Origin of the sequence: Sphingobacterium kitahiroshimense (assembly GCF_025961315.1) — a bacterium.
Lineage (GTDB): Bacteria > Bacteroidota > Bacteroidia > Sphingobacteriales > Sphingobacteriaceae > Sphingobacterium > Sphingobacterium anhuiense.
Map to the genome: position 1 here is coordinate 1,188,348 of NZ_JAOQNK010000001.1, position 24,357 is coordinate 1,212,704.

The following is a 24,357-nucleotide window of genomic DNA, read 5'->3' on the forward strand; positions in this document are numbered from 1 at the left end:
CACATCTCACGAGGTGGCTTCTAGTTAATATATGGATTAAACTTGATTACTTATAAGAATTGATCGATTGAGATACTTTCCAATTACCGCCGTCATTGACTAAAGTCACAAGATCTGTTTTGGTAAAACCTTCAAACTGCATCGTTACTTTGGCGATCATATAGTCTGCTGACTCCTGTACGATGGTAGTTCTGGTTTTACAGTTTAATTGCTCTCCTTTTTGTTTTTTCAAGAAGGAGATAACTTCCGAACGGCTATTGGTTTTATCTTCTGATGCCTGAACTTTTTGACTGAAGTCTGCTGTAAACAATTGCTCTACTCCTGCCGATTGTCCTTCTGTCATAACCGCAACGTAATGGTCAATGGCCAAATCTGCTGTGGATACGTTAACTACTGCTTTTTTAGGGTTTGATACCTCTGGTTTGCCTGCTGCCATAGTGAATGTTGATACTGCGATCAAGGCTGCTGCTGCGAATGTTTTTGCTAAAGTTTTCATAATGTCTTTATGTTATATTGTTAGTTTTATCTTATTTTTTGATTCAAAAGTAGGGTGTTAATCGTCCCAACCCTATGGCAATTAGACTAAACCAACTAAAAACTCGGTGAATGAAGGAAATAGATACGTGAAATTATTTTAAACTTTTTTGAACTATTCTATTTGACAGGTGTTCTTATTATACAAAGCGATAACAAACATACTTTCAGCAGGAAAGTGGATAACGATAAATGACGTAGTACAGTAAATAAATCCAATTGCTTTAAAACAATCTGGATGACGAAACAAAAAAGAGGAAACGATAAGAAACATAAAAATTACTGTGCAGTTAAACGCCAAGATAAAGGGTCTAATGAGAATTAGGCCCTTTTGATGTATATGGATTTTCAAGCATTCGCAACTATTTTACATGATAGATATTTGGTTTTTATATGTATCTTAATGCGGTTAACCTATATGCTTATAATGTTTAAAGTTAAGATTATCAAAAGACAATAGCTACATATGGCATTTAAATGGTGTTTAAATCACAAATTTTTAAAACTTGATTATACGCAATACTAAGAAAAAAGAAATTAAAACAAATTATACTTTTTTTTAGTAGTATTCTTTATTGGGATTTCAATCGCACTTGATAATGATTATTTTCAAAATTGAATCACTGGGACTTATATATACGATTTTCCTATATTAACTGTTAATGGTTCCACTGATGATGATTGTACTAACAATGGGGAGTACTTATCCATTGAAAAATACTTTTAATACTATAATATATTTATGAAATTAATTTTACTTATCATCTCCCTTTTTACGCACAACATTTTGCGATCACAAATCAATACCAAAATTGAAGATATTGGAAAAAGAACCACCGAATTTTTAATACAAAGAGGAAAAATCGAAGATTTCAAGTATGCGCTTAAACTTAAAAGTCTGTTTCCAAAAGAAGATTTTTCTAGTTTTAAAGATAGTCCTGCTGAATTTGTCTTAGGAATGCTACAAGGTTCGGAATTGGAATTACCCGTTGCTTGGAATGAACTAAAAGTTAAAGCCAATAAACTGAACATTGATACGAACTCTTCCTATCACGAAACATATTTTGATAAAAAAGGTAGCGACAACTACGTGGTGACTTGTGTAATAAAATCACCTTCAGACTATTTTACATTCAGTTTTAATCTTCTACAGTGGGAAAAAGATATTTATATATCACGATTTTATAAAGACGTAAGGAGATACAAATCTATTAAAGAAGTTAAAACTAATCTTTCTAGCATTGTCGATGATGAAATCGAAAAAGAGATACAAGAAATGGAAAAGGAGAATTATCTAGAATAAGGGTGACTTAAAGTAGTCAATATAGCTACTGGAATTTGTTTTCATAATTGCGTGAGCGCCCACCGAAAAATCCCGAAGAGATCTGCGAAGCAAACAAGACGAAGCTCGCTCCTGATCGCACTCAAAGCATTGACTCCAATAACAGCTGGTGCTGAAAAGAGATTTTTGTGGTGATCGGTTTGATTAAAAAAATACGTAAAGCCGTAAGGAGGATATAAAACAAATAAAGCCATTCTTGACAGAATGGCTTTATTTGTTTATTTTATAAGATCTATTTGATTTATTTCAGCTTTTCAATCTCGTCGATGGTAAGGCCTGTAGCTTTGGCAATCTGTTGAGTAGACAAACCCATCTCTTTCAAATTCAAAGCTGTCTCAATGGCTTTTTTGTGTTCGCCTTGGGCAATACCTTCTTTTAAACCTTCTTTTAAACCTCGATCATGTCCAATACGCTGAGCAGTAGAATAGGTATTCTCTGCATCGCGCTTATGTTTTAAACTTGCTTCGTATGCCATCTTATCCTCCGGTGTTAATTTTGCGACTTCGCCTATGTCAAAGATAAGACCAAATACCCGCTTATCCAAAAAATCCGGTATTTTATCAAGTTTGCTCATGTTTTTCAATAGATATAGCCACATATCCATATCTGTCTTTATATCAGCCTCATTCTTATTAAAATTTGGTAATACTAAGAGCTTGTAACCAAGCTTTTCATAAAAAACAAGATTACTCTGCTTATCGCAAAGGGCAACATCGTAAAAATACTTACCGCGTTCAGTTTCTCCTAACTCAAACTCTAAGATACCGATAAAATATACTTCGGGAAGTTCGTATGTATTTCCCTTATAGCCCTTGGGTATAAGTTTATTGATAAGCCTGGATGTATAAAAAACGGTCCGGTCTTTAAAAAAATCTTGATAAAGCTGTTGCATCTCTATAATGAAATGCTCACCATCAATACCGGTACAATAGAGATCGAAAATGACCTTCCGATCATTTTCAACATCGCCCCCCTGCTCCACTGGCCGATAATGAAGATCTTGAATAACTTTCTCTCCCTCAAAGAGTCCATTTAAAAATCCAATTAAAATAGGCTTATTTTCTTCTCTTCCAAAATAAAATTTAAAGCTCCAGTCTCCACTAAAACCAACATACTTGCCCATGTTACTTTTTGTCTTTTTCATAATAATATGCTTTACTTAAATAATTAATGTTGCTAAGCAAACATCAGAAAAACTAAAATTATTAGCCGGTTATTAAACGTTTGTTGTCGATAGTAGTCGTTTGTTGTCGGCTAGCTGGCAACAAAAGCATCAATTTGTTAACCTAGTCTTGCTTTCCGGACACAAAAAAAGCCACATCTTATGACATGGCTTTAACTAAACATATGTGATTAAACAGTTAATTACTTATACTAGTTGATCGATTGGGATATTTTCCAGTTACCGCCGTCATTGACTAAAGTCACAAGATCGGTTTTGGTAAAACCTTCAAATTGCATAGTTACTTTGGCTATCATATAGTCTGCTGACTCCTGTACGATGTTGGTACTTGTTTTACAGTTTAACTGCTCACCTTTTTGCTTTTTTAAGAAGGAAATAACTTCTGAACGGCTATTGGTTTTATCTTCTGATGCCTGAACTTTTTGACTGAAGTCTGCTGTAAACAATTGCTCTACTCCTGCCGATTGTCCTTCTGTCATAACCGCAACGTAATGATCAATGGCCAGATCTGCTGTAGATAAATTGACCACTGCTTTTTTAGGGTTTGATACCTCTGCTTTGCCTGCTGCCATAGTGAATGTAGATACTGCTATTAAGGCTGCTGCTGCGAATGTTTTTGCTAAAGTTTTTTATCTAGATAATTTGTTATTTAAAGGTGATAAGGCTATCATGAGTATAAATTCTGCAACTAATTACCAATGTACTCATGATGGTTCATAATGTCTTTATGTTATATTGTTAGTTTTATCTTATTTGTTGATTCAAAAGTAGGGTGTAAATCGTCCTTACCCTATGGCAATTAGACTAAACCAACTAAAAAATCGGTGAATGAGGGAAATAGATAGGTGAAGTTGTGAAGATGGATTCAAAATGCTAAATTCAGCACATAAATTGTTTTATAAAATATGATCAATGTTTATAGAGATAAGTTGAAGAGGCATTATGAACAATACTTTGGTATTTCAGGAATTGTGCATAAAATCGATAAGGGACCAATAAATAAACTTGATCCTGAATTTTTCATATTAGAGTTTCCTCCCAATCAGATTCATAATATGTACACCTATTGTACAGTAGGAATGTCATTAAACAGGTGGGATGAAAACTTGATTGAGTTATTCATTTATGCCGCTGAAAAGAATTCATTACTTGTCGACCTTCTCTGCTACTGTGCAAGCTACCATCGAAACGATGCGCCATTGAACTTACATCACACAGTTAATTTAGGACAACCTTGGTTGGGGGAATCGTTATGCGACCATGGCTTTATATCTTTTCCTTATCTGGAAAAACCTGACTTTGAGCAAATAGATATAGATCATAAAACCATCAAATGCTTTTGGTATATTCCTATAACAAAAGCTGAACGGGATTTTAAAATTGAATTTGGATATGATGCTCTAGAGACAATTTTTGAAGGAAAAGAATTAAATTATCTAAGTCCTAAAAGAGCCAGTTTAATTTAAAAATTAACATTTTTTGATTCAAGATTATTGTTCAAAATCTTATTACTATTCTTTCTTTTTGATCACTTCTCCACTTGATGATATTATATTGGTGAATGAATAATCATATACGCGGTGCAGTATTCCCATTTTCTTTAATATTTCTTCAGCATCAGTTCTTATGTTTATCCAGCTCGGATGTTCTTCCAAATATTCCCAATCCCATATCTCACTTGGCATTTGATCGACCTTAGTTTTGAACGTCAGTAGTTCTTTTTTGTATATGATTGGTATGAGGTTTTTCCTAAATACTGTTTCGAAGCACACGGGTGTATATGCATATTCCAATTCCTCATAAAGCTCTGTCATTTGATTGAAAAAGGGAGATGCCATCAGCTCTAGTTCCCTAGATTTATAAGTGAACAGGATAAGCGAATTGACGATATTGGTATAGTAGAACTTGACGTGCTTGTCATACTCTTCCAATTCAGATTTTGTAAATCCTAATTCATCAACCTCGTCTATTTCATAAATTTCAGATGCTATCAGGTCAATTTGTTTTCGGCAATAATTTGCGTCTTCATCTAGCCCTATTTCTTTAGCCAGCTGATATAGTTCAACCCACACTTCTTTAGTGAACTGTACGGTTCCGTTAATACCTAACTCTATCAGACTTTCAATTGTAAGCTCCCACTCCTCCTGATGGTTGTATTCTACAATTTGTTGAAAATATTGCTTATCAGCAAATGATTCATTAAGGGAATTAAGCAGTTTTCTTAATCTCTCCTTTATCGAAGGTTTGCTATTCCATCGTTTCAAAAAATCAAATGTACCCATTTTAAATAGACGCTTTAATATCCCTTATCAAATATGTTGATTAATGATGAATATTTCAACATTTAATTCACATAAGAATTCCGTTCTTAAATCATAAAACGATTATTTAATATAAAACAATAATAAATATTGAAAAACTAACAGTATGCAATAAAAAATTCAGCATATCAGTACAATAAAATTTAAATACAATAATATATTCGAAAGTAAAACGCTGTTAAGCTTTCTTCATAAACAAATGTTAACTTCGATTACAAACCAATTGATTATTTACATCATGACAATAATTCTTATTTAAAAAACCAAGAGCACCTCTATCCATTCAAATATTTACACGGCTACAGGCTTCATACGCTTTTTTACAATAGAGATAGGAATAAAATTAACAAAAAAGTTGTCACAAGCCATAAATATTACTATAATTGAAAAAAATACAATATTATTTAAACATTTGGAAGCCAAAACCAAATGATTCACACTAAAATCATAATGAAAAACGAACATGTATTGCATAGTAACGAGAGTTTACTAGAGCGTCTTAAAATGGGCGATCTGGATGCTTTCAACGTTATCTATGAGCGGTACTGGTCCGTTCTAGTGAATGAGTCCTTTAAACGACTTAATAATATGGCTCTTTGTGAGGAAGTGGTGCAAGATGTATTTATAGATCTTTGGCAGCAGAGAGCGGTGAGAGATATCCAGAATCTTGAAGCCTATCTGCGTACCTGTATGAAGTTCAAAGTTTTTGAAGTTTACAAAAAAAATAGGAGAACAAAATCAATGCTCGAAGAAAATCTATCGTTAATGAAGGAATATGAGATTTCCGAATATGATCAGTATGCTGAAAAAGATTTAAAATCTCTAATACAAGCATGGATTGCCCATCTGCCACAGAAAAGAAAAGAAATTTTTAAAATGAGGTATCTCGATGAACTTTCTACCAAAGAAATAAGCGAAATCACTGAAAGTTCACAAAATACAATACAAAACCATTTAGGTATCTCCATTGCTAAACTAAGAAAATTGATCATTCAACATTTTCTAGTTTTTGTACTAACTTTATTATATTGATCTCAAGCAAGTTACAAACAAATTACTTTTAGACTAGTACGATCTTCCTATTTAAGTACACTGTATATATAAATACTGTACTAATCAAAAATGGAACATCATAACTCAAGGCTTCAAAGTCTTATAGATAAATACTTAAAAGGAACGTGCAATAAAGAGGAATCGGAAATTGTAGAGAATTTTTTCGAAAGTTTTTCATCGCGCCCAGATATCTTGGATCAACTCGATTTTGAAAAACAGAACGAAATAAAAAAGAGAATCCAGGAAAATGTCGTAAAGAAAATTTCTCCAACACCCATTCGAAAAATCAGTCTGATTAAACTTGCTGTTGCCGCGACTGTAGCACTTTTCTGTATTTCTATTGCATATCAATATCAGTATAAAAACAGGAGCTTAAAAAATATAGAAATCAACTTAGCAAGTGGACAACAGCGCCATATTACCTTAGAAGATGGAACAAAAATTACACTTAATGCATCCAGTAGAATTATTTATCCTAATTCTTTTAAAGACTCTTCTAAACGTGAAGTGATTTTAATCGGCGAAGCTTTTTTCGATGTCGCTAAAAATCCAAAAAAACCATTTATCATCCATACCCCAAGAATGGAAATCAGTGTATTGGGAACTGCTTTTAATGTTCGTGACTATGAAAATGAAGTAAATGCAGAGACTGCTTTAATACGTGGAAAAGTTTCAATTTGGAAAACGGGTCATACGAACAACAAATTCATTTTGAACCCGAATGAAAAGTTTGTGCTGTCTAATGCGAATATCCATAACAATGCACAATCTACCAATCCAAAAGTTGTTTCACTGCAAAATGCCACAGTTGCAGTCCAGCCTTTAGTTGTCTCAAATCAAGACGGTACTGCACTCGAAACAGAATGGATGCTTAAACGGATGACCATCCGTGATGAAAGATTGGCAGATATTGTTATAAAATTAGAACGTATGTATGGTGTGGAGATACAGATCTTAAGTAGTAAAATCGCAACTCAGCGCTTCTCTGCGACATTTGAAAATGAAGATTTAGACAATATCTTAAAAGCACTGCAGACTGTTAATTACTTCCAGATCAAAAAGACAGGTAAAACTCAAATACAGCTATTTTAAAACAAACTAACCTACATAACTCATATGAACAAAACAGTACCTAAATTTAAAAAAGAATCCAGGTTGGCCCTGCTTCTGATTTGCCTCAGCACCATACATGTGCAAAGTTTTGCCTATTCACAAACTGAAAAAATTGATGTATCCATAAAGGGGGGCAAACTGGAAGACGTATTTCAGACAATAAATGAAAACAGTAAATACAAAATGTTCTTCAGCAAGGCTATACTGCCCAATTCAACAGTAAATATTGTCGCTGAAAAAATCAGTATTAAAGATGTACTATCAAAATCTCTTTCAGGAAGTAACCTTACCTGGGAAATCCTGGATAATAATATTATTGCCATAAAAGAAAAGAAACAAAGCCAACCACACTTGACCGGACAAGTACTTAATGAAAATGGTTCTCCGTTAGCTGGTGTATCGGTGATAGTAAAAGACTGGCAAAAAGAGGCATACCGTAATATACAGACAAGTACAGCTACTGATGCGAATGGGCAATGGGGATTGCGGATACCCAATGAAGATATCACCATCATATTTTCTTTCATGGGATACCAGAAGGTGGAGATCTCAGCCAAACAGCTTCTTGCAAACGCTACTCCTATTCGATTGAAACCTGCTGAAGGGAGTTTAGAAGAAGTCGTGGTGATCGGATATGGAACAACAACACGTCGATTAAATACGGGTTCTGTAGCTTCGATAACAGCTAAAGATATTGCATCACAACCTGTAAGCAATCCACTTGCAGCATTGGCCGGGAGAATGTCGGGCGTATTGATTGCGCAGAATAACGGTGTACCCGGAAGCGCGGTACAAATACAGATCAGAAACCAGGCTTCACTAAGCGGGACGACCTCAGGGTCTATTCCCTTGTACGTTGTTGATGGGGTGCCTTTCACTAATTTTAACGGTGGCCAACCTGCAACCGACAATCTAAACTCTTTTGGTATTTCTGGATCTTCTGGTGGTCTTAGCCCTTTTAGTATGATTAATCCTGCTGACATTGAGCGTATAGATGTACTCAAGGATGCCGATGCCACAGCAATTTATGGTAGCCGTGGTGCCAATGGTGTGGTATTGATTACGACAAAAAAAGGATCATCGGGCCGCACCCGCATCGGTGTTAATTTTAACACCGGATTTACGGAAGTTAATAGATTTATTCCGATGATGAATCTGGAAGAATACCTATCCTTGAGAAAGGAAGCTTTTGTTAATGATGGTACGGTACCAACCGCAACAAATGCTCCAGACCTTTTGTTGTGGGACCAGAATAAATCTACAGACTGGCAAAAAATGCTGATCGGCAATAAAGGTCATATTACCGATATGCAAGCGAATATGTCCGGCGGAAATGAATCTACTCGCTTTTTCTTTAACTCAGGATACAGACGCGAAAGCACGGTATTCTATGGAGACAGTAAAAATAGCAGGTTTACCTCTCGTCTAAACCTAGATCATACATCTGCAGACAAGAAGTTTAATGCGGCATTATCTGTAAGTTATGCCAATGACAATTCGGATATGCCATCTTCGGATATTACTTCAATGTACAACCTTCCTCCCAACTACCCTATTTATGATGACAACGGAAGATTTTATTGGCTACCGTCTTCAGCAGGTATCAACAATCCTATTGCTATGCTCAACAGAAAATACATAGGAACGACGAATAACCTCATTTCAAATGCAAATTTGAGTTATAAGATTATCCCGGGACTGACCGTTAAAACAAATTTCGGGTACACCATTACACAGCTCAACCAAAATAACCAGACACCGATTTCATCCTTAAATAACACCCTCACGAATCCATTGGGCTCATCTGCTTTTTCAAATACAAAAGCTGAGAACTGGATTATCGAACCCACATTGGATTATGTCAAAAATATAGGTCAAGGCAAACTAACAGCATTGATCGGCACGAGTTTTCAGCAGAATTCATCACGTTCACAGACAACTAATGGATCCAACTACAGCAATGATGCACTTTTAGGATCGCTCAGTGCAGCGGGAACTTTCACAGCAAGCAACAATCTTGTTTATTACAAATATAATGCTGTATTTGGAAAAGTGAATTACGACTGGAATGAGAAGTATTTATTTAACGGAACATTCCGAAGAGATGGTTCTTCACGTTTTGGTCCAAAAAACAGATTTGGAAATTTTGGTGCAATCGGCCTAGGCTGGGTATTCGGAAAAGAAGATTTTGTGCAGGACAAGCTGCCTTTTCTCAGTTTTGGTAAACTGAGAGCTAGTTATGGTACGACCGGGAACGATCAGATATCAAACTACATGTATCTGCCGCTCTACTCCTCTGCTACGGCCTATCTAAATAATCCTTCGATGAACATTGGGACGCTACCTAATGAATATATCAAATGGGAAACGACCAAAAAGATGGAATTTGCACTGGATCTTGGCTTCTTGAGAGACCGTATCTTATTCACCGGTAACTATTTTAGAAATCGTTCAGGCGACCAGATTACCGACGTTATCCTAAGTACTCAAGTTGGGTATAACAGTTATAAGGCTAATCTTCCCGCACTTATTCAAAATACAGGACTGGAACTTGAATTGAATACCACCAATATTGTTACGGAAAATTTTACATGGAAAACATCGACCAACTTCACATTCTATAAAAATAAATTAGTGGAATTTCCGGGAATTGAAAATACATTCTATGCCAGCAGTTTTCTCGTTGGAGAGCCACTCAATCTAATCCGTCTTTATCATTATCAGGGTGTTGATGAAACAACTGGCAGAGCAACTTATGAAGACCGTAATGGTGATGGGGTTATCAATGCAGATGATCGTTATGTTGCTGACTTGGGAACACCATTTTATGGTGGATTTAACAATACTTTTTCATACAAGGGATTTGAGCTGGGTGTATTTTTCCAGTTTAACCATCGATTTGGAGTAACCAAAATTTTAAATACAAGACCTGGAGCAATGGTTAACCAGAATGAATACTGGCTTGGAAGATGGTCTCCAACGAATCCGAATACTGATATTCCTGGTGCGATTACACCCTCATCACCAACTTCTACGCCTACAGGAACTGCTTTAAACAATTCATACAATCTATACAGTAGCTCTGATGCTGTGTACGGGGATGCATCTTATATTAAATTGAGATCTATAAATCTTTCCTATAACCTGCCAAAAAACTGGACTTCAAGATTGAGAATGTCCAATTGTAGTGTATTTATGCAGGGCCAGAATCTGTTTACCTGGGCAAAAAATAAGTATGTACTCGATACGGAAACTACCGTCCAGGGTGGTCCATCTGGTTTAGGTACAGGAACTATCGCACAAGTGCTACCTCCACTGCGCACAATTGTCTTTGGATTTAACTGTCAATTTTAAAACGTACAACAATGAAATTAAACAATAAAACCATCATATCGCTTATACTGACCAATGGGGCACTTTTATTTAGTTCCTGCGAAAAATTTGTAGATCTTGGCGCTCCACCGACTCAGGTTATCACTGGAGATGCGTTTGCATCAGATGCATCAGCAAATAGTGTGATCCGTGGATTGTACAGCACAGTATTAAATATCAACTTGTCCGGCACAACCACGTTCTTTACCGGAATCGCGGCAGACGATCTTCAATATAATGCGACAGATGCTGGTATAACAGAGTTCGCAAGTAATAATATATTAAATACAAATAATAATGTCGCTAACCTGTGGTATAATTGTTATCAATTGATCAAGAACACCAACAACGCTATCTCAGGTTTGGAAGTATCAAATTCCCTGACACCAACCATAAAAGATCAGCTAATCGGTGAAGCTAAATTTTTCCGAGCCTATGCCTATTTCTATCTTGTGAATCTATATGGTGATGTTCCTTTACAATTACGGAATGACCTATTTGCATTTGAAGATGCTTCTCTACCAAGGACAGATAAACAGCAGGTCTATAATCAGATCGTCAGTGACCTAAAAGATGCAGAGAGTAAAATGCAGACCAGCTATGATGCAACTGCCAGTCCAAGAGGACGGGCAAATAAAGCTGCCGCCAGTGCCCTATTGGCCAGAGTATATTTATATCAAAAAGACTATCAAAATGCCGAATTGTACGCAACAAAAGTACTGCAGTCTTCTGATTATGGTATGCCTGCTCCAGACAAAAACTTCCAAAACACGAGCAACGAGGTTATCCTTCAGTTGGGAAATCTGACGGGTATCACAACTTTCGGAGCAAACTACATTACCGCAGTGACTGCTGTCCCTGGTTATACGCTTCCCGATGCAGTATACAACAGTTTCGAGTCATCGTCCACAACTGATTTAAGAAAAATGAACTGGACAAGTCTTAAAACCATTTCAGGTAAGAACTACTATGCCATCACTAAGTATAAAGTAGCTTCTGGAACAGGTGCAGAATATCATATCATACTACGTTTGGCTGAACAGTATCTTATACGTGCAGAGGCCAGAAGCAGACTCAATAATCTAAGCGGTGCACGCGCTGATATTGATGCTGTACGTAATCGTGCCGGATTAACAGGTATCAATATCGGCAGTAATCAAACACAGTTATTGACCGCGATAGAAACAGAGCGACTTCATGAATTTTTTGGCGAGTATGGCCATCGCTGGCTTGATCTTAAACGTACTGAACGTGCTAACGAGGTTCTTTCGCCTGTTAAATCAAATTGGCAACCTACAGATGTGCTTTTTCCAATTCCTCAGGCTCAAATTCTGATCAATACTAAACTGACACAAAATCCTGGATACGAAAACTAAATTATTATCTAAACTGATTATTAAAAAATGAAAACAACAATCTTAACCATTGCCTTGACTTTTGCCCTAGCTAATGTAATGGCACAAAAGGCATCAGGAGACAAATTTCAAAAATATCTCCCTATAATAGAAAAAGGCAGCATAGCTCAAAAAGATTCGCTTACAAATGTACTTTTGACCGAAATTAAGAGCTATAAAACAGAGCAAGAGTTCCGTACAACAATCAATATCCTAAGGTCATTGGGAAAGGAACAGCAACAGGCTTCGGTAGAAGCTATTGCGAAAAAAAAATATCCTAAGGGATCACTGACCCGCGATTCTTTTATTACCAATGTTTTTTATAACGCATCTACTGTCCAGGAGAAAGAAAAAGCTTATAATGACTTGAACAAAAAGTGGCCGTCCAAAAACTTCAGCGAAGAGCTTTTGACCTATGATTATGTTTTAGCCAATTTAGCGCAGGGATTTGCAAATGATGGAAATGCCCCTAAAGCTATCCATTACCTTGGCGAAATGAAAGAAAAATTTTGGCGTGGCAATGGATATCTACCCGTAGGCCAGATTTTATTATCGGCAGGAGATACAGTTTCTGCAGCACCGCTTCTAAAAACTGCTATGGATGACAGTTATTATTATTTAAGCCTGCCTGAGGAAGAGAAAGACAATAAAGCAAGATTCGCTTCTATGGGTTATGCCAGCTCTATGTCTGCTTATGTCAATATCTTAGTAGCTCAAAAAAAATATAACGATGCACTTGGTTACATAGAAAATGCATTAAAATCAGCTCCTGAGCAAGCTGACGGACTAGCAACGGTTTACTACAAATCGTTGATGGGAACCGGACGAAAACTTGAGGCATACAATATCTTGACGAAATTATATACTAAAGGACAATTTGCCGTTGAGAATGATCTTAAAAAGCTTTATTTGGAATTGAACGGATCGGCTCAGGGTTACGAAAATTTCAATGCATCATTAAAAGAAACTTTAACACAGAACATACGTGACCATATTAAGGAAATGGAAACCTTCAAACCTGCTCCAAATTTTGAGTTGCTCAATTTAAGAGGTGAACAGGTATCGTTGGCCAGTTTAAAAGGAAAAGTTGTCGTTCTTGATTTCTGGGCTACTTGGTGTCAGCCTTGTGTACGTTCATTCCCGGGTATGAAAGCGGCTCAGGAATCATATGCAAATGATAAAGATGTTCAATTCTTGTTTATGAATACTTGGGAACGCGACAAAAATTATAAAGAAAATGTGTTGTCTTTTATAACAAAAAACAATTACCCTTTTGAAGTTCTTTATGATGATCAAAAAGATCCTCAAACTGGTGAAGTAATGGCTGCTAAATTCGGTGTGAAAGGTATTCCTGCTAAATTTATTATCGATAAGGAAGGAAATATACGATATTTCTTAACTGGATCTACGCCGAACGTAGACTATATAAAATTAGAAATGAAAGAATTGATCGAAGCTGCAAAGAAGCCCTATAAAGGTTAAAAAATACTGGACTTAAAATTGATATAGCAAGCAAAATCTTTACCACAAAATGGTGCGGTTATGCAGGGTTTAATATTAAAAAATTATTGCAAATTTTCACTTTATCACAAAAGCCAGCTTTTTTAATAGAAGCTGGCTTTTCTAATTTTAAACATATTATAAATTTATAATACTAAGTTGCGAATAAGTGAAGTTTTGAGTGTAAATAAATAAACCAAATTGATGCCACACCTACGCTCAAATCCAAAAAACACTTCCTCCAATCTAATGAAGAAAGCGTTTCTGGGCTGGCTAAAATTAATTCCTATAGCCGTCTATTGCTGTAATTGACTATTTTTTATATTCTGAAATAATGATATTTTGATATTCTAAAGGAGCATTGCTTGTAATTTTTAAATGGGTCATAGGACTATCAGGGAAAAATATGTCTGTCATCACCGAAAGTCCGTTATCGGCAAAAAACTCGACAGAAGTCACATCAAAAAATACGTTCATGTCTACTTGAGACTCTTTTGAAAGACGGGGAGCTACATGTTTTTTAGGAAAATCGTGACTAAACGATATATTTCCAGATTCACTACGATTGATAAAATACTGATCTTTGGCCTTATTATACCCAACTGTTAGCTCATTTCCTTCTTTATTGAATAAAATAATCTTAAAATCCTGTACTTTCAGTTTACTGATGTCCAATTGGAATCCTGTAGGCAGATGATCACTTAACAGAATCTCGTTTACTTTTTTAGGAGCAATTGTTTTCGATATTTTAAAAGCATTTTCAATTTCTTTAGCGGGTTTACTTGCTACATAATACTGTTTATTTATGCTTGTCAGTGATAATTCACGTGGGATCGTAGAAGCCGACCGCCATTTTAATGTGGGTACCTCATTCGCATACTGCCAATTGCTCATCCATCCGATAAATAAATGACGATCCTTCACATTATTCCAGGTTACACCCGCATAATTATCTGTTCCCCAATCCAACCACTTAATCTGGGTATCATCTGTTGTGAAATGCTTTCCATCAAAATCGCCAACAAAATACTGTGTCGCAGAACCACCATTTGGTCCTCCTGGATTTATACTGACCAATAATATCCATTTTGTTACCCCATTATCTGTCATTGGAAACAGATCTGGACATTCCCATACGCCACCATGAGCTCCGATTTCTTTTCCGAAACTACTTTCCATCTTCCATTCTTTCAGATTTTTAGAGGAATAAAATGTGATACAGTCCTTTGTTGCTAAAGTCATGATCCATACCTGTGACTTTTCGTGCCACATCACCTTTGGATCTCTGAAATCCCATATTCCAGGATTAGGTAATACAGGATTTCCCTTGTACTTTTCCCAAGTTTTACCTTGATCTAAACTATATGCCAAGCTCTGGTATTGATGTAAACCGGTTCTCTTGTCTTCTTCTTTGTGGTTGTGATGCGTAAAGATTGCGACCATGGCATCTTTACCAAAACCAGCTGTATTATCTTTATCAATAACAGCGCTCCCTGAAAATATGGTCCCCAGGCTATCTGGATATAGCGCTATTTTCTGTTCTTCCCAATGCACAAGATCTGTGCTGGTAGCATGTCCCCAATGCATGGGACCCCATTTAGGTTCATCTGGATTATGCTGATAGAAAAGATGATAAGTACCATTGTTATATACCATTCCATTTGGATCGTTCATCCACCCTTCTTTAGGTGTAAAATGATATAAAGGGCGATAATTTTCCACTTGTACCATTTGCTTATCTTGTTTCGTACTTCCAGTCTGAGCGTAGCTAAATAAAGGAAGTGCTAGTAATATAAATGCTAATTTCTTCATCATGATTTAAATTTTTCTATAAGGTTTATCAAATACAAATTAATTGTTTTATTATTATTTCTCCGTTTAATTCCGCTAACTTTAATCAATTCATTAAAAAAGTTTCAAACTTTGATTTATAATATGTGAATTATAAAAGCGGCAGTATACATATTCTTTATGCTGGTTCGTCGCCCAAAACTACAGTCACCGTGTATGGAAATGTTTGCCCCATATAAGTAAGCGTATACTTTACGGCTGAACTGAAATCAACATATCCGCCCTGGCCCGGTGCTATACTTGCTCCATTAGTAAATTCTACTGATGGATTGAGTTCTTTTACAGCTGTACCAACCGGTAGATATATGGTGATACTTTTATTTTTTTGATTAATAATAGCCACTTTGTTACCGATACGGAAAGCTGTTATTTCGGCTATAATCTCCTTAACTGTTACCTGGTAGGTATTAAAAACGTTTCCATTATATACACGATAAACTAACGGTGTTGTTGAAGAAAAGGTGAAATTCTGAGCACTTCCAGAAGCTGGGGAGACAGTTGCATTTTCAGGTATTGCAATACTCGGCTTTACCGCAGAAAGATCCGTCCCTGCTGGTACAAGCACACTAATTGTTCCTTTCTCGTTATCGACAACGCCTGCTGTATTTCCCACTTTAAAAGAAAGGATATTGACATCCGAACCCAAATCGAGCGATGTAGCTGAGTCCTCCTTACAAGATGTAAACAATCCGATAAAGAGCAGGAAAATTCCTAAGCCTAGATTATTTTTTAATGTTTTCATTCGTTTATAATTGTTTTACAAGTGATATCAATGCATTCGAGCATTGATTGATTCATGTCCCTATTTATTTAGCAGAAAACTATCCTGAACATATTCTTTATACAGTTACAAAGGATACATTCAGGATCTTTTCATTAACTAATTTTTTTCCACTTCATTTCACCATCACAAAATGAACAAGTGTTAATATCCTGCATTCTGCTTATACAAGTATTTACTTAATCTGATCTGTGCTTCCGGAATAGGCAGATACTCATACTTATCGTCAGTAAAATGGGAAGAAGCATAATATGATCTACGTGATTTTTCGACATCGTAATAGGCGTTCATAGACTCACCTGCGATCCCCCAGCGCACGAGATCAAAAAATCGTCCGTTCTCCATGGCCAATTCTAATCGGCGCTCCCAACGTAAGGCCTTCCGTGCATTTTCTTCGTTCCAAATGATATTTTCTCCATTTTTATACGTTTCAATGAGCATCTTATCTGTTGCATAGCCCGTCAGTGTCACACTGTTTTTTGCACGTATGCGTACCTGATTGATTAATGGTAGTGCTTCTTGGGAACGGTGAAGTTCAATAAGTGCTTCGGCACGCATTAACAATACATCGGCAAAACGAATGACGATACGATTTTTTGTATTCGCATAAAAGGGTACCATCGGAACAAAACAATCACAGTCTGGATCAACATTTTCTTTCAAAGAGGCATACATAGCGTATTCCGACGGATTACGGGTCCAGCTTTCTTCATACACATGTTTCGCACTGTATTTATATGGTAAATTTGGAATTGCAACAGTATGAAAAAGCCGAGGATCGTATTTCTCCGCAACATTAAATGTATTAAGCGTATTATAGTTATCCAACGGCAGTCCTTTTCCCGTGGTACGGAAGGCATTCACCAAACTTTGACTAGGTTTATTGAAATCACAGCACCCCAATCCCATCGGCACAGAAAGGACATCAGATAAGTTCACTCGACCAAATTTCGTTCCGTCATCTTTGGAAAATTGAATCGAAAAAAGTGCTTCGGTACCGTTTTCATATTGACCCGGCAGGAAATTAAATCCGAAATCTGTTTCTAATGTACGATTTGAGGATAAGACAATATCTGTACTCTGTACTACTTTTTCAAGATCTGTCTGATTTATACTGGTGACCGCATGTCGCTCTTGATTGTCCTGACGGTAAGCTTTATACAAATATGTTTTTGCTAAGTACGCGGCAGCCGCAATACGGCTGGCACGACCAACCTCTGTCTGAACAACTGGCAAATGATCTGCTGCATATTGAAAATCATCTGCGATCTTCTGCCATAATGCATCATTGGTTAACGCTCGGTTATCAATCGTTTCATAACTATCTATCGGCACTTGCTCATCAATATACGGTACATATTTGAAAAGGATCTTGAGCATAAAATAAAAGTGTCCACGGAGAAATCTTGCTTCTGCCATTTTTTCGTCTTTATTCGCAAAATCACCCATTTCCTGAATCGTCCGGATCGTGGTATTAGCACGGGAAATCGATACATATAGTTGAAACCAGAGACGGTTTACTTCATCAAAAGTCGGTGTAATATTGTTTGCCGTTTCCAGAAAATGAAAGACCTGTATATCTTGAGGCCCTGAACCTCCTTTATAGGCATCGTCAGATCGTACCGTTCCATATGGCCATAAACTAAATGGAACATCATAGTGATCGTTTCCCAATGCTGCATAAGTGGCTGTAAGTAATCTTTCAGGCTCCTTCACCTGATCGGAACTCAATACGCCTTTTGGTGTTTCGTCCAAGAACTTATTACATCCGGACAAAAGTCCTGCGGCCAATACCGTTATTATTATTTTATTAAATGTTGTTTTCATGAGAATAATTTTTTTTAATCACACACTCATTAATTAGAAACCAATGTTAAGTCCTGCTGTCCATGTGGTCGGTATGGGATATCCCCATCCGACGTTTTCAGGATCAACACCCGTAAAATTCTTTGATTTTACAGTAAATAGATTCTGACCGGTAACATATATGCGTAAACGGCTCATGCGTAACCGCGAGGCGGCATCTGTTGGTAATGTATAGCCCAGAGATAAATTACGAAGTTTCATATACGATCCATTTTCTATAAAATAATTGGATAGACGTCCCTCATCGTTATTGTTTACTGTCTGCAGTGCTGGAATAGTAGAATTAGCATTCTGTGGCGTCCAGGCATTGAGTAAGCGGGTACCTTTATTGGAGTTTACATCATCAACACTCCAAAAATCGGTCTGCTTCTTTAACCAATTTTCAACATCAATACCTTGTACTCCCTGAAAGTAAGCCGATAGATCAAACCTTTTGTATTTCAATGCAATATTTAGACTGTATGAAAAATCGGGGTGCGGACTACCGATCCAAGTACGGTCCAGATCTGTAATCTGACTATCGCCATCATAGACATTCACATACCTTAGGCGCCCAATACCTTTACCTGCCTGATTGACATGCGCATCGACCTGATCTTGATTCTGAAAGATTCCGTCAGTCACATAACCATAGAATGAGCCTAATGGCCGACCTATGATATTATCACCCTGACGGCCACCATATGAATTTTCAACTGCTTCTGGTAAATGGGTAATTTTATTTTTATATGCTGAAAAAACTCCTGTTATATCATAGTCTAAACCAAAAGCAGTTTTATTACGATATCCTGCAGAAATGTCCACACCTTTATTTTCCATCGAAGCTCCATTCGCCCAACGGTAGCCACCTTCTCCTACTACACCGATATAGGCAGGATTGATCAACATGTCTTTTGTTGCTTTGACATACCAGTCGATCGATCCATATAGACTCTGATTAAAGAATGAAAAATCTAACCCAATGTTGGTCTGTGTGGTTGTTTCCCACTTCAGATCATTATTTTCGGTTTGAATTTTACGGTATCCTGATGGCAATATTCCCGATCCTGTTCCCGAAAGATCGTATGCGGTCCCGTCTATAATATTCCAGGTTGGATCGCCAATACCATACTCTGGCACAAACAGTGCATAAGTAGCTAGATCTCCAATTCCTTGATTTCCGGTCTGCCCCCAGCCTACACGAAGTTTTAAATCTGATATATAACCTTTTGTTCCTTCCATAAAGCGCTCTCCTGAAATCCGCCATCCTGCGGTCACGGCTGGAAATGTTGCAAAACGGTTATTTTTTCCGAATCTTGATGAACCGTCATGTCGCACAGTAAAGGAAGCAAGGTAACGGTCATCGTATGCATAATTCGCCTTTCCGAAGTAAGAAAGAAGCGAAAAGCCTGTTGAACCGCCACCTACTGCTGCTGTTCCAGTACTTACACCTGGCCACATGTATTCAGGTGTTTCAATGGCAAAAGCACCATTACCTGCAGTATATGCATTGAAGCTGATATCATTTTGACGATTCATTTCCATACCAGCTAATAAATCAATTGCATGCTTCTCGATAACTTTCCTATAGGTTGCCGTATTGGATAAGGTCCATTTCATACCGTGCTTCTGTTCCATATTCACACCGCTCCGATCGCTGTTCATGAAGCCCGAACGATAAGAAAACTCCATATTCCGTTTGTAAAAATTACTATAATCAATACCATAACTGGTACGGACATGTAAGTCTTTTATGATCTGTAGATCGGCATAGACATTGCCAAATAGACGCCAAAAATTATATTTATTATTTCGATTATCATACTGTAAACGCATTGGATTATGACGGTCGTTCATACCTAATGAAGGGCCACCCCATCCTGCTCCGTCTACGGTATGTACCGGTATAATCGGCAAGGCTTTTAAAGATAGATCGAGGACATCCCCCGGTACTTGAACTTCACCCGTATTGTTGACCGTGAAATTTTCTCCGATAACCAACTTACCGTCGAAGAGTTTGTAGTCTGTATTCATACGTGCTGATATCCGTTGGAAACTTGTATGTTTAATTGTACCGTTATTGTGCAGATATCCTAAAGAAAAAAACGAACTCGATTTTTCTGTCGCTGAACTAAGTGTCGCATTATAAGATTGGAGCAAACCTGGTTTGGAAACTTCATTGAACCAATCTGTATCAGCAGCATACATGGTATGCTCCCGGTCAATATATTTAGAAACGTACACATGATTTAACTGTGGATCACCATTGGCATTATTGTTCCAATCAAATTGATATCCAATATTATTAGCATTAGGATTTCCGCCACTGTTCATGTTTGCCTGCCATAAAGCTTGACCATATTCCAAGGAATTGAGCACCTTCATACGGTTATTAAAATAGGTGTTGGTTAGAAATGCGTCGAATGTAAGCTTTGGGGCTCCAATTTTGCCTTTCTTTGTCGTAATTACAATGACACCATTGGCAGCACGAGAACCATAGATACTCGCCGATGAAGCATCTTTCAATACCTGAATACTTTGAATGTCATTGGAATTCAGTTCGTGCATACCACCCTGTGATGGCATCCCATCGATAATATATAATGGGTCCTGACTACTGTTGATTGAGCTGATTCCTCGCATACGCACTGTAGCAGCACCGCTTGGATTACCATCAGATGTCACGGTCATTCCTGCTACCCGGCCCTGAAGTGCTTTGATGGGATTATTTTCAGGGGCTTTCATCATTTCTGTAACATTGACCACACTGACTGCACCTGTGAGATCTCGTTTCCGCTCTGTCTGGTACCCCGTCACCACGACTTCATCAAGCCCTTGTTCTGTGCTGACTAGACGGATCTCCACAAACTTCTTTTCCCCGATTGCGATAGTTTGTGTAGTATAGCCTACATTTGATATTTCAAGTGTAGGATTGCTACTGGATACCTGGATCGTAAATTCTCCTTTTTCATCTGTCTTGGTTGCCTGCCCCGTACCTCTGGCAATCAAAGATGCACCTTCTAATGGTGCTGCCGTTCCACTATCTGTGACTCTTCCTTTAATGGTTGCCTGCTGTGCATAACTGGCTACAGAAAAAAGAATCAAAGACAGAAACAGCATGATTTTCTCTCTCGTAAACATAATTTGGTTATTTTATAAATGGATAATTATTTAGATTGATTTTCTTATGTAAAATTTAATTATTGCAACTCATTCAGCCACACAAATCGATTTATAGCCGTAGCATCATAATTTGGGCATGCACCGCTGCTCTGCGTAACATAACCGCTTAGCGTAGCTGCAAACTCCAATATTTCTTCTGCAGGGATATTCTTGTCATTGCGGCAACGTAACGATAAAAAAGCGGCTAAAAATGAATCGCCACTACCAATTGTATCTTTTACTTCCACTTTCAGAGCAGGATAATGATGACTGAAATGTCCTGCTGTAGAATGATAGATTGCACCTGCGGCGCCATAGGTCACGATCAATTCCGGAACTGCAAAATGATTCATCACGGCCTCCGATTTCGACTGATCGCTCATATCTGGAGGTAAGCCTAACCACGCCGAAACAAAGCCCAATTCTTCTTCATTCATTTTGACTAAATCAGCATAGCCGATCAATTCAAAAATCCGTTCTTTTGTATAAAATGGTGCGCGAAGATTGACATCAAGGATCTTATATTTTGCTTGTTTAACTAAGCCTTTTAATGTCTGGTAGCTGACATCATTTCGTGTGGATAAACTCCCGAACACAAAAAAATCTGCTTCACGAACTGTTTGTAATTCTAGTTCGCCAAGTGTAATGTGATCCCAAGCGACGGGATAGACGATTTCATAGCGAACATCCTTCTTGTCATCAATATGGACTTCTACTGTAGATGTAGGTAAGATATGATCTTCCTGAAATAATGTTAAAGGAATCGAAAGCTCACGGCACAATGAAACAATTTCCTGACCATTTGCATCGCTCCCTACCCTTGTAAGCACATCGGTATAAACCCCCAATTTATTGAGGTGATAGGCAACATTTAGCGGAGCACCACCTAATTTTCTTCCTGTAGGCAGATTGTCCCAAAGAATTTCTCCAAAACAAACCCCTTTAATATTTAATACCTCGTTTTTCATAATATTTTTATCTGAATCAGATGTTTATGATCTTAATTAACGGTAATTCTGTTTTAAATCCTGACTTAGTGCATGGGCATCGGTCCATCCATATCTTCCAAAGATTTTCCTTTGGTTTCTGGCATCATCTTCCATACGTACAATAGCTGCAAAAACATGCAAACTGCAAAAATCATGAAGGTATAACCTCCACCAAGCAGTTCTGTTAATGCAGGAAAACAAAATGTAATTACTGCGGCCATCACCCAGTGGGTTAAGCTTCCCAATGTTTGCCCCTTGGCACGGACATCATTCGGAAAAATCTCAGAGATAAAAACCCAGATTACCGCTCCCTGCGAGAGTGCAAAAAATGCGATAAACAACATCAAATAAATGGTGACTTTTATTCCCTCAATTTGACCAGCAAAGAAAGCGTGCGAAACAAGAGAAAGAGAAGCGATTAGCCCAAATGAACCAATGAACATCAGTTTGCGACGGCCAATCCTATCGATAAAATTTATACCAATCAAAGTAAACACAAAATTAACCACACCAATACCAACAGTAGAAAGTAACGAACTCTGACCGCCTAAACCTGCCATCTCAAAAACACGTGGCGCGTAATAAATAATGGCATTGATGCCGGATACTTGATTAAAAACTGCAAATAGTACCGCTAGAATAACAGGTGTACGGTTCGATTTGGAAAATAATTGGCTCTCACCTTTTTCTTGACCTCTTTGACGGCTGTTCAACATCTGTTCAACATCATTTTCAGCTTGATCACCGCTTACTTTACGCATAATCGCTATTGCCTCGTCCTTTTTACCTCGGTGCAAAAGCAACCAACGGGGACTTTCCGGAATAAAGAATATCAGCACAAAGAAAATCAATGATGGGATTGCCTGTACTCCGAGCATCCAACGCCAAGACTCTTCCCCTGTTTGACCTATAAAATAATTTGAAAGGTATGCGACTAAGATCCCAAACACAACATTGAACTGAAATAATCCGACTAGCTTGCCACGGGATTTTGCAGGGGAAATTTCAGAAATATAAATTGGTGCGGTTACAGAAGAGACACCGACTCCTATCCCGCCTAGAAATCGAAACAAAATAAACATGTTCCAATCTAGAACCAGAGCTGTACCAATAGCGGAGAAAAAATAAAGTGCGGCAACCAGAAACAGAGTATTCTTACGTCCTAATCTGTCCGATGGATATGCGCCCATTGCTGCTCCTATAACTGTACCTAATAACGCGATCGCCATCGTAAGACCATGTTGAAATTCACTTAGAGACCAGAATACCTGAACAGCCTTCTCGGCACCTGAAATAACTGCTGTGTCAAAACCGAAGAGAAATCCCCCCAAGGCCACCACGAATGACCATATCAAAACTGAATTTTTGTTCATTTTAAATTTATAATTGATTTACTCAAAATTAACAGCTAAGATTACAAGACCTGAATTTTTACATGACAAATTGCATCAAATTTACATCAAGATCAAAAAACACATAAACAATTAAAAAACAGCACATTAAAATGCTTTACTAAACAGTGAAAAAGTGTTTTTTTGACAAAAAACATAGGTGATGTTACATTCATCTATAAATCAAAAACTGTGTTGTTTTTACACTAAGTGTATTTTAAAATCTTTGAAAATGGGTGAAATTTGACATTTGTCTACACGAGGATCTGCGCTTTATCATAATTGATCAAGATGATCGGTTTTATTTTCTGCGACCTTGAAATATAATTTAGAATAAAACCAATTTATCAAATACGCTGAAAAAGCAATTGGGTGATTAAAAAAAATATGGTTCGTTTTTTTCTATAAAAATAATTCTTGATGACAGTGGAGATATCAATATATTTGTTTAATATGTGATGCAATTGTATATGAAGCAATATATACATCTAAGTTTGAGCATATATCATCAATAATCCATTAATCC

The 24,357-nt window shown here is 37.2% G+C and carries 17 protein-coding genes; 7 read left to right on the forward strand and 10 right to left on the reverse strand.

Annotated features, from left to right (window positions below):
* Positions 1-46 precede the first annotated feature (46 nt).
* Positions 47-496 carry a nuclear transport factor 2 family protein gene (locus tag M2265_RS05410; protein WP_021190167.1) on the reverse strand — a complete coding sequence of 150 codons (450 nt, stop codon included), beginning with the start codon at positions 494-496 and terminating at the stop codon, positions 47-49.
* Positions 497-1,276: 780 nt separating this feature from the next.
* Here M2265_RS05410 and M2265_RS05415 point away from each other — a divergent pair.
* Positions 1,277-1,837: a hypothetical protein gene (locus M2265_RS05415; RefSeq protein WP_132773319.1), complete on the forward strand. Its 561-nt coding sequence runs from the start codon at positions 1,277-1,279 to the stop codon at positions 1,835-1,837.
* Between the two features lie 280 nt (positions 1,838-2,117).
* On the opposite strand, the gene M2265_RS05420 is transcribed toward M2265_RS05415, so the two are convergent.
* Both M2265_RS05420 and M2265_RS05425 read right to left on the reverse strand, forming a co-directional pair.
* Positions 2,118-3,020, reverse strand: a complete 903-nt coding sequence (locus M2265_RS05420) for an Rpn family recombination-promoting nuclease/putative transposase (protein ID WP_132773317.1) — start codon at positions 3,018-3,020, stop codon at positions 2,118-2,120.
* Between the two features lie 230 nt (positions 3,021-3,250).
* A complete protein-coding gene (locus M2265_RS05425; RefSeq protein ID WP_132773316.1) occupies positions 3,251-3,631 on the reverse strand; it encodes a nuclear transport factor 2 family protein in 381 nt (126 codons plus the stop codon).
* A 333-nt stretch (positions 3,632-3,964) separates the two neighbouring features.
* Between M2265_RS05425 and M2265_RS05430 the strand changes: the two genes are divergently transcribed.
* On the forward strand, positions 3,965-4,525 hold the full coding sequence (locus M2265_RS05430; protein WP_132773315.1) for a suppressor of fused domain protein: 561 nt from the start codon (positions 3,965-3,967) through the stop codon (positions 4,523-4,525).
* 45 nt (positions 4,526-4,570) lie between these two features.
* Here M2265_RS05430 and M2265_RS05435 read toward each other — a convergent pair whose 3' ends face one another.
* A complete protein-coding gene (locus M2265_RS05435) occupies positions 4,571-5,341 on the reverse strand; it encodes a hypothetical protein (protein ID WP_132773313.1) in 771 nt (256 codons plus the stop codon).
* A gap of 489 nt (positions 5,342-5,830) precedes the next feature.
* Between M2265_RS05435 and M2265_RS05440 the strand changes: the two genes are divergently transcribed.
* The 5 genes from M2265_RS05440 (at position 5,831) to M2265_RS05460 (ending at position 13,794) form a co-directional block, all read left to right on the forward strand.
* Positions 5,831-6,412, forward strand: a complete 582-nt coding sequence (locus tag M2265_RS05440; protein WP_165905981.1) for an RNA polymerase sigma factor — start codon at positions 5,831-5,833, stop codon at positions 6,410-6,412.
* A gap of 90 nt (positions 6,413-6,502) precedes the next feature.
* The gene (locus M2265_RS05445; protein WP_132773310.1) at positions 6,503-7,525 is read left to right on the forward strand and encodes a FecR family protein; all 1,023 of its coding nucleotides are present in this window, start codon (positions 6,503-6,505) and stop codon (positions 7,523-7,525) included.
* A gap of 24 nt (positions 7,526-7,549) precedes the next feature.
* The gene (locus tag M2265_RS05450) at positions 7,550-10,900 is read left to right on the forward strand and encodes a SusC/RagA family TonB-linked outer membrane protein (protein ID WP_132773309.1); all 3,351 of its coding nucleotides are present in this window, start codon (positions 7,550-7,552) and stop codon (positions 10,898-10,900) included.
* 11 nt (positions 10,901-10,911) lie between these two features.
* Positions 10,912-12,294, forward strand: a complete 1,383-nt coding sequence (locus M2265_RS05455) for a RagB/SusD family nutrient uptake outer membrane protein (RefSeq protein ID WP_132773307.1) — start codon at positions 10,912-10,914, stop codon at positions 12,292-12,294.
* 27 nt (positions 12,295-12,321) lie between these two features.
* Complete coding sequence (locus M2265_RS05460; protein WP_132773305.1) at positions 12,322-13,794, forward strand: TlpA disulfide reductase family protein; 1,473 nt, start codon at positions 12,322-12,324, stop codon at positions 13,792-13,794.
* 330 nt (positions 13,795-14,124) lie between these two features.
* On the opposite strand, the gene M2265_RS05465 is transcribed toward M2265_RS05460, so the two are convergent.
* From M2265_RS05465 to M2265_RS05490, 6 genes are all read right to left on the reverse strand, one after another.
* Positions 14,125-15,627, reverse strand: a complete 1,503-nt coding sequence (locus M2265_RS05465) for a glycoside hydrolase family 32 protein (protein WP_232789241.1) — start codon at positions 15,625-15,627, stop codon at positions 14,125-14,127.
* 154 nt (positions 15,628-15,781) lie between these two features.
* Positions 15,782-16,405 carry a hypothetical protein gene (locus M2265_RS05470; protein ID WP_132773304.1) on the reverse strand — a complete coding sequence of 208 codons (624 nt, stop codon included), beginning with the start codon at positions 16,403-16,405 and terminating at the stop codon, positions 15,782-15,784.
* A gap of 183 nt (positions 16,406-16,588) precedes the next feature.
* Positions 16,589-18,271, reverse strand: a complete 1,683-nt coding sequence (locus M2265_RS05475; RefSeq protein WP_132773302.1) for a RagB/SusD family nutrient uptake outer membrane protein — start codon at positions 18,269-18,271, stop codon at positions 16,589-16,591.
* 33 nt (positions 18,272-18,304) lie between these two features.
* On the reverse strand, positions 18,305-21,430 hold the full coding sequence (locus M2265_RS05480; protein ID WP_132773300.1) for a SusC/RagA family TonB-linked outer membrane protein: 3,126 nt from the start codon (positions 21,428-21,430) through the stop codon (positions 18,305-18,307).
* Between the two features lie 59 nt (positions 21,431-21,489).
* Positions 21,490-22,419 (reverse strand): carbohydrate kinase family protein, encoded by a 930-nt coding sequence (locus M2265_RS05485; protein WP_132773298.1) that lies wholly within the window; start codon positions 22,417-22,419, stop codon positions 21,490-21,492.
* A gap of 65 nt (positions 22,420-22,484) precedes the next feature.
* A complete protein-coding gene (locus tag M2265_RS05490) occupies positions 22,485-23,813 on the reverse strand; it encodes a sugar porter family MFS transporter (RefSeq protein ID WP_132773297.1) in 1,329 nt (442 codons plus the stop codon).
* Between the last annotated feature and the right edge of the window lie 544 nt (positions 23,814-24,357).

Bases quoted from the DNA above. Each gene is read 5' to 3' on its own strand.
- M2265_RS05425 (WP_132773316.1), bottom strand. From the start codon at position 3,631: ATGGCAGCAGGCAAAGCAGAGGTATCAAACCCTAAAAAAGCAGTGGTC.
- M2265_RS05435 (WP_132773313.1), bottom strand. From the start codon at position 5,341: ATGGGTACATTTGATTTTTTGAAACGATGGAATAGCAAACCTTCGATA.
- M2265_RS05420 (WP_132773317.1), bottom strand. From the start codon at position 3,020: ATGAAAAAGACAAAAAGTAACATGGGCAAGTATGTTGGTTTTAGTGGA.
- M2265_RS05485 (WP_132773298.1), bottom strand. From the start codon at position 22,419: ATGAAAAACGAGGTATTAAATATTAAAGGGGTTTGTTTTGGAGAAATT.
- M2265_RS05490 (WP_132773297.1), bottom strand. From the start codon at position 23,813: ATGAACAAAAATTCAGTTTTGATATGGTCATTCGTGGTGGCCTTGGGG.
- M2265_RS05470 (WP_132773304.1), bottom strand. From the start codon at position 16,405: ATGAAAACATTAAAAAATAATCTAGGCTTAGGAATTTTCCTGCTCTTT.
- M2265_RS05465 (WP_232789241.1), bottom strand. From the start codon at position 15,627: ATGATGAAGAAATTAGCATTTATATTACTAGCACTTCCTTTATTTAGC.
- M2265_RS05480 (WP_132773300.1), bottom strand. From the start codon at position 21,430: ATGTTTACGAGAGAGAAAATCATGCTGTTTCTGTCTTTGATTCTTTTT.
- M2265_RS05430 (WP_132773315.1), top strand. From the start codon at position 3,965: ATGATCAATGTTTATAGAGATAAGTTGAAGAGGCATTATGAACAATAC.
- M2265_RS05460 (WP_132773305.1), top strand. From the start codon at position 12,322: ATGAAAACAACAATCTTAACCATTGCCTTGACTTTTGCCCTAGCTAAT.
- M2265_RS05445 (WP_132773310.1), top strand. From the start codon at position 6,503: ATGGAACATCATAACTCAAGGCTTCAAAGTCTTATAGATAAATACTTA.
- M2265_RS05415 (WP_132773319.1), top strand. From the start codon at position 1,277: ATGAAATTAATTTTACTTATCATCTCCCTTTTTACGCACAACATTTTG.
- M2265_RS05475 (WP_132773302.1), bottom strand. From the start codon at position 18,271: ATGAAAACAACATTTAATAAAATAATAATAACGGTATTGGCCGCAGGA.
- M2265_RS05410 (WP_021190167.1), bottom strand. From the start codon at position 496: ATGAAAACTTTAGCAAAAACATTCGCAGCAGCAGCCTTGATCGCAGTA.
- M2265_RS05440 (WP_165905981.1), top strand. From the start codon at position 5,831: ATGAAAAACGAACATGTATTGCATAGTAACGAGAGTTTACTAGAGCGT.
- M2265_RS05455 (WP_132773307.1), top strand. From the start codon at position 10,912: ATGAAATTAAACAATAAAACCATCATATCGCTTATACTGACCAATGGG.
- M2265_RS05450 (WP_132773309.1), top strand. From the start codon at position 7,550: ATGAACAAAACAGTACCTAAATTTAAAAAAGAATCCAGGTTGGCCCTG.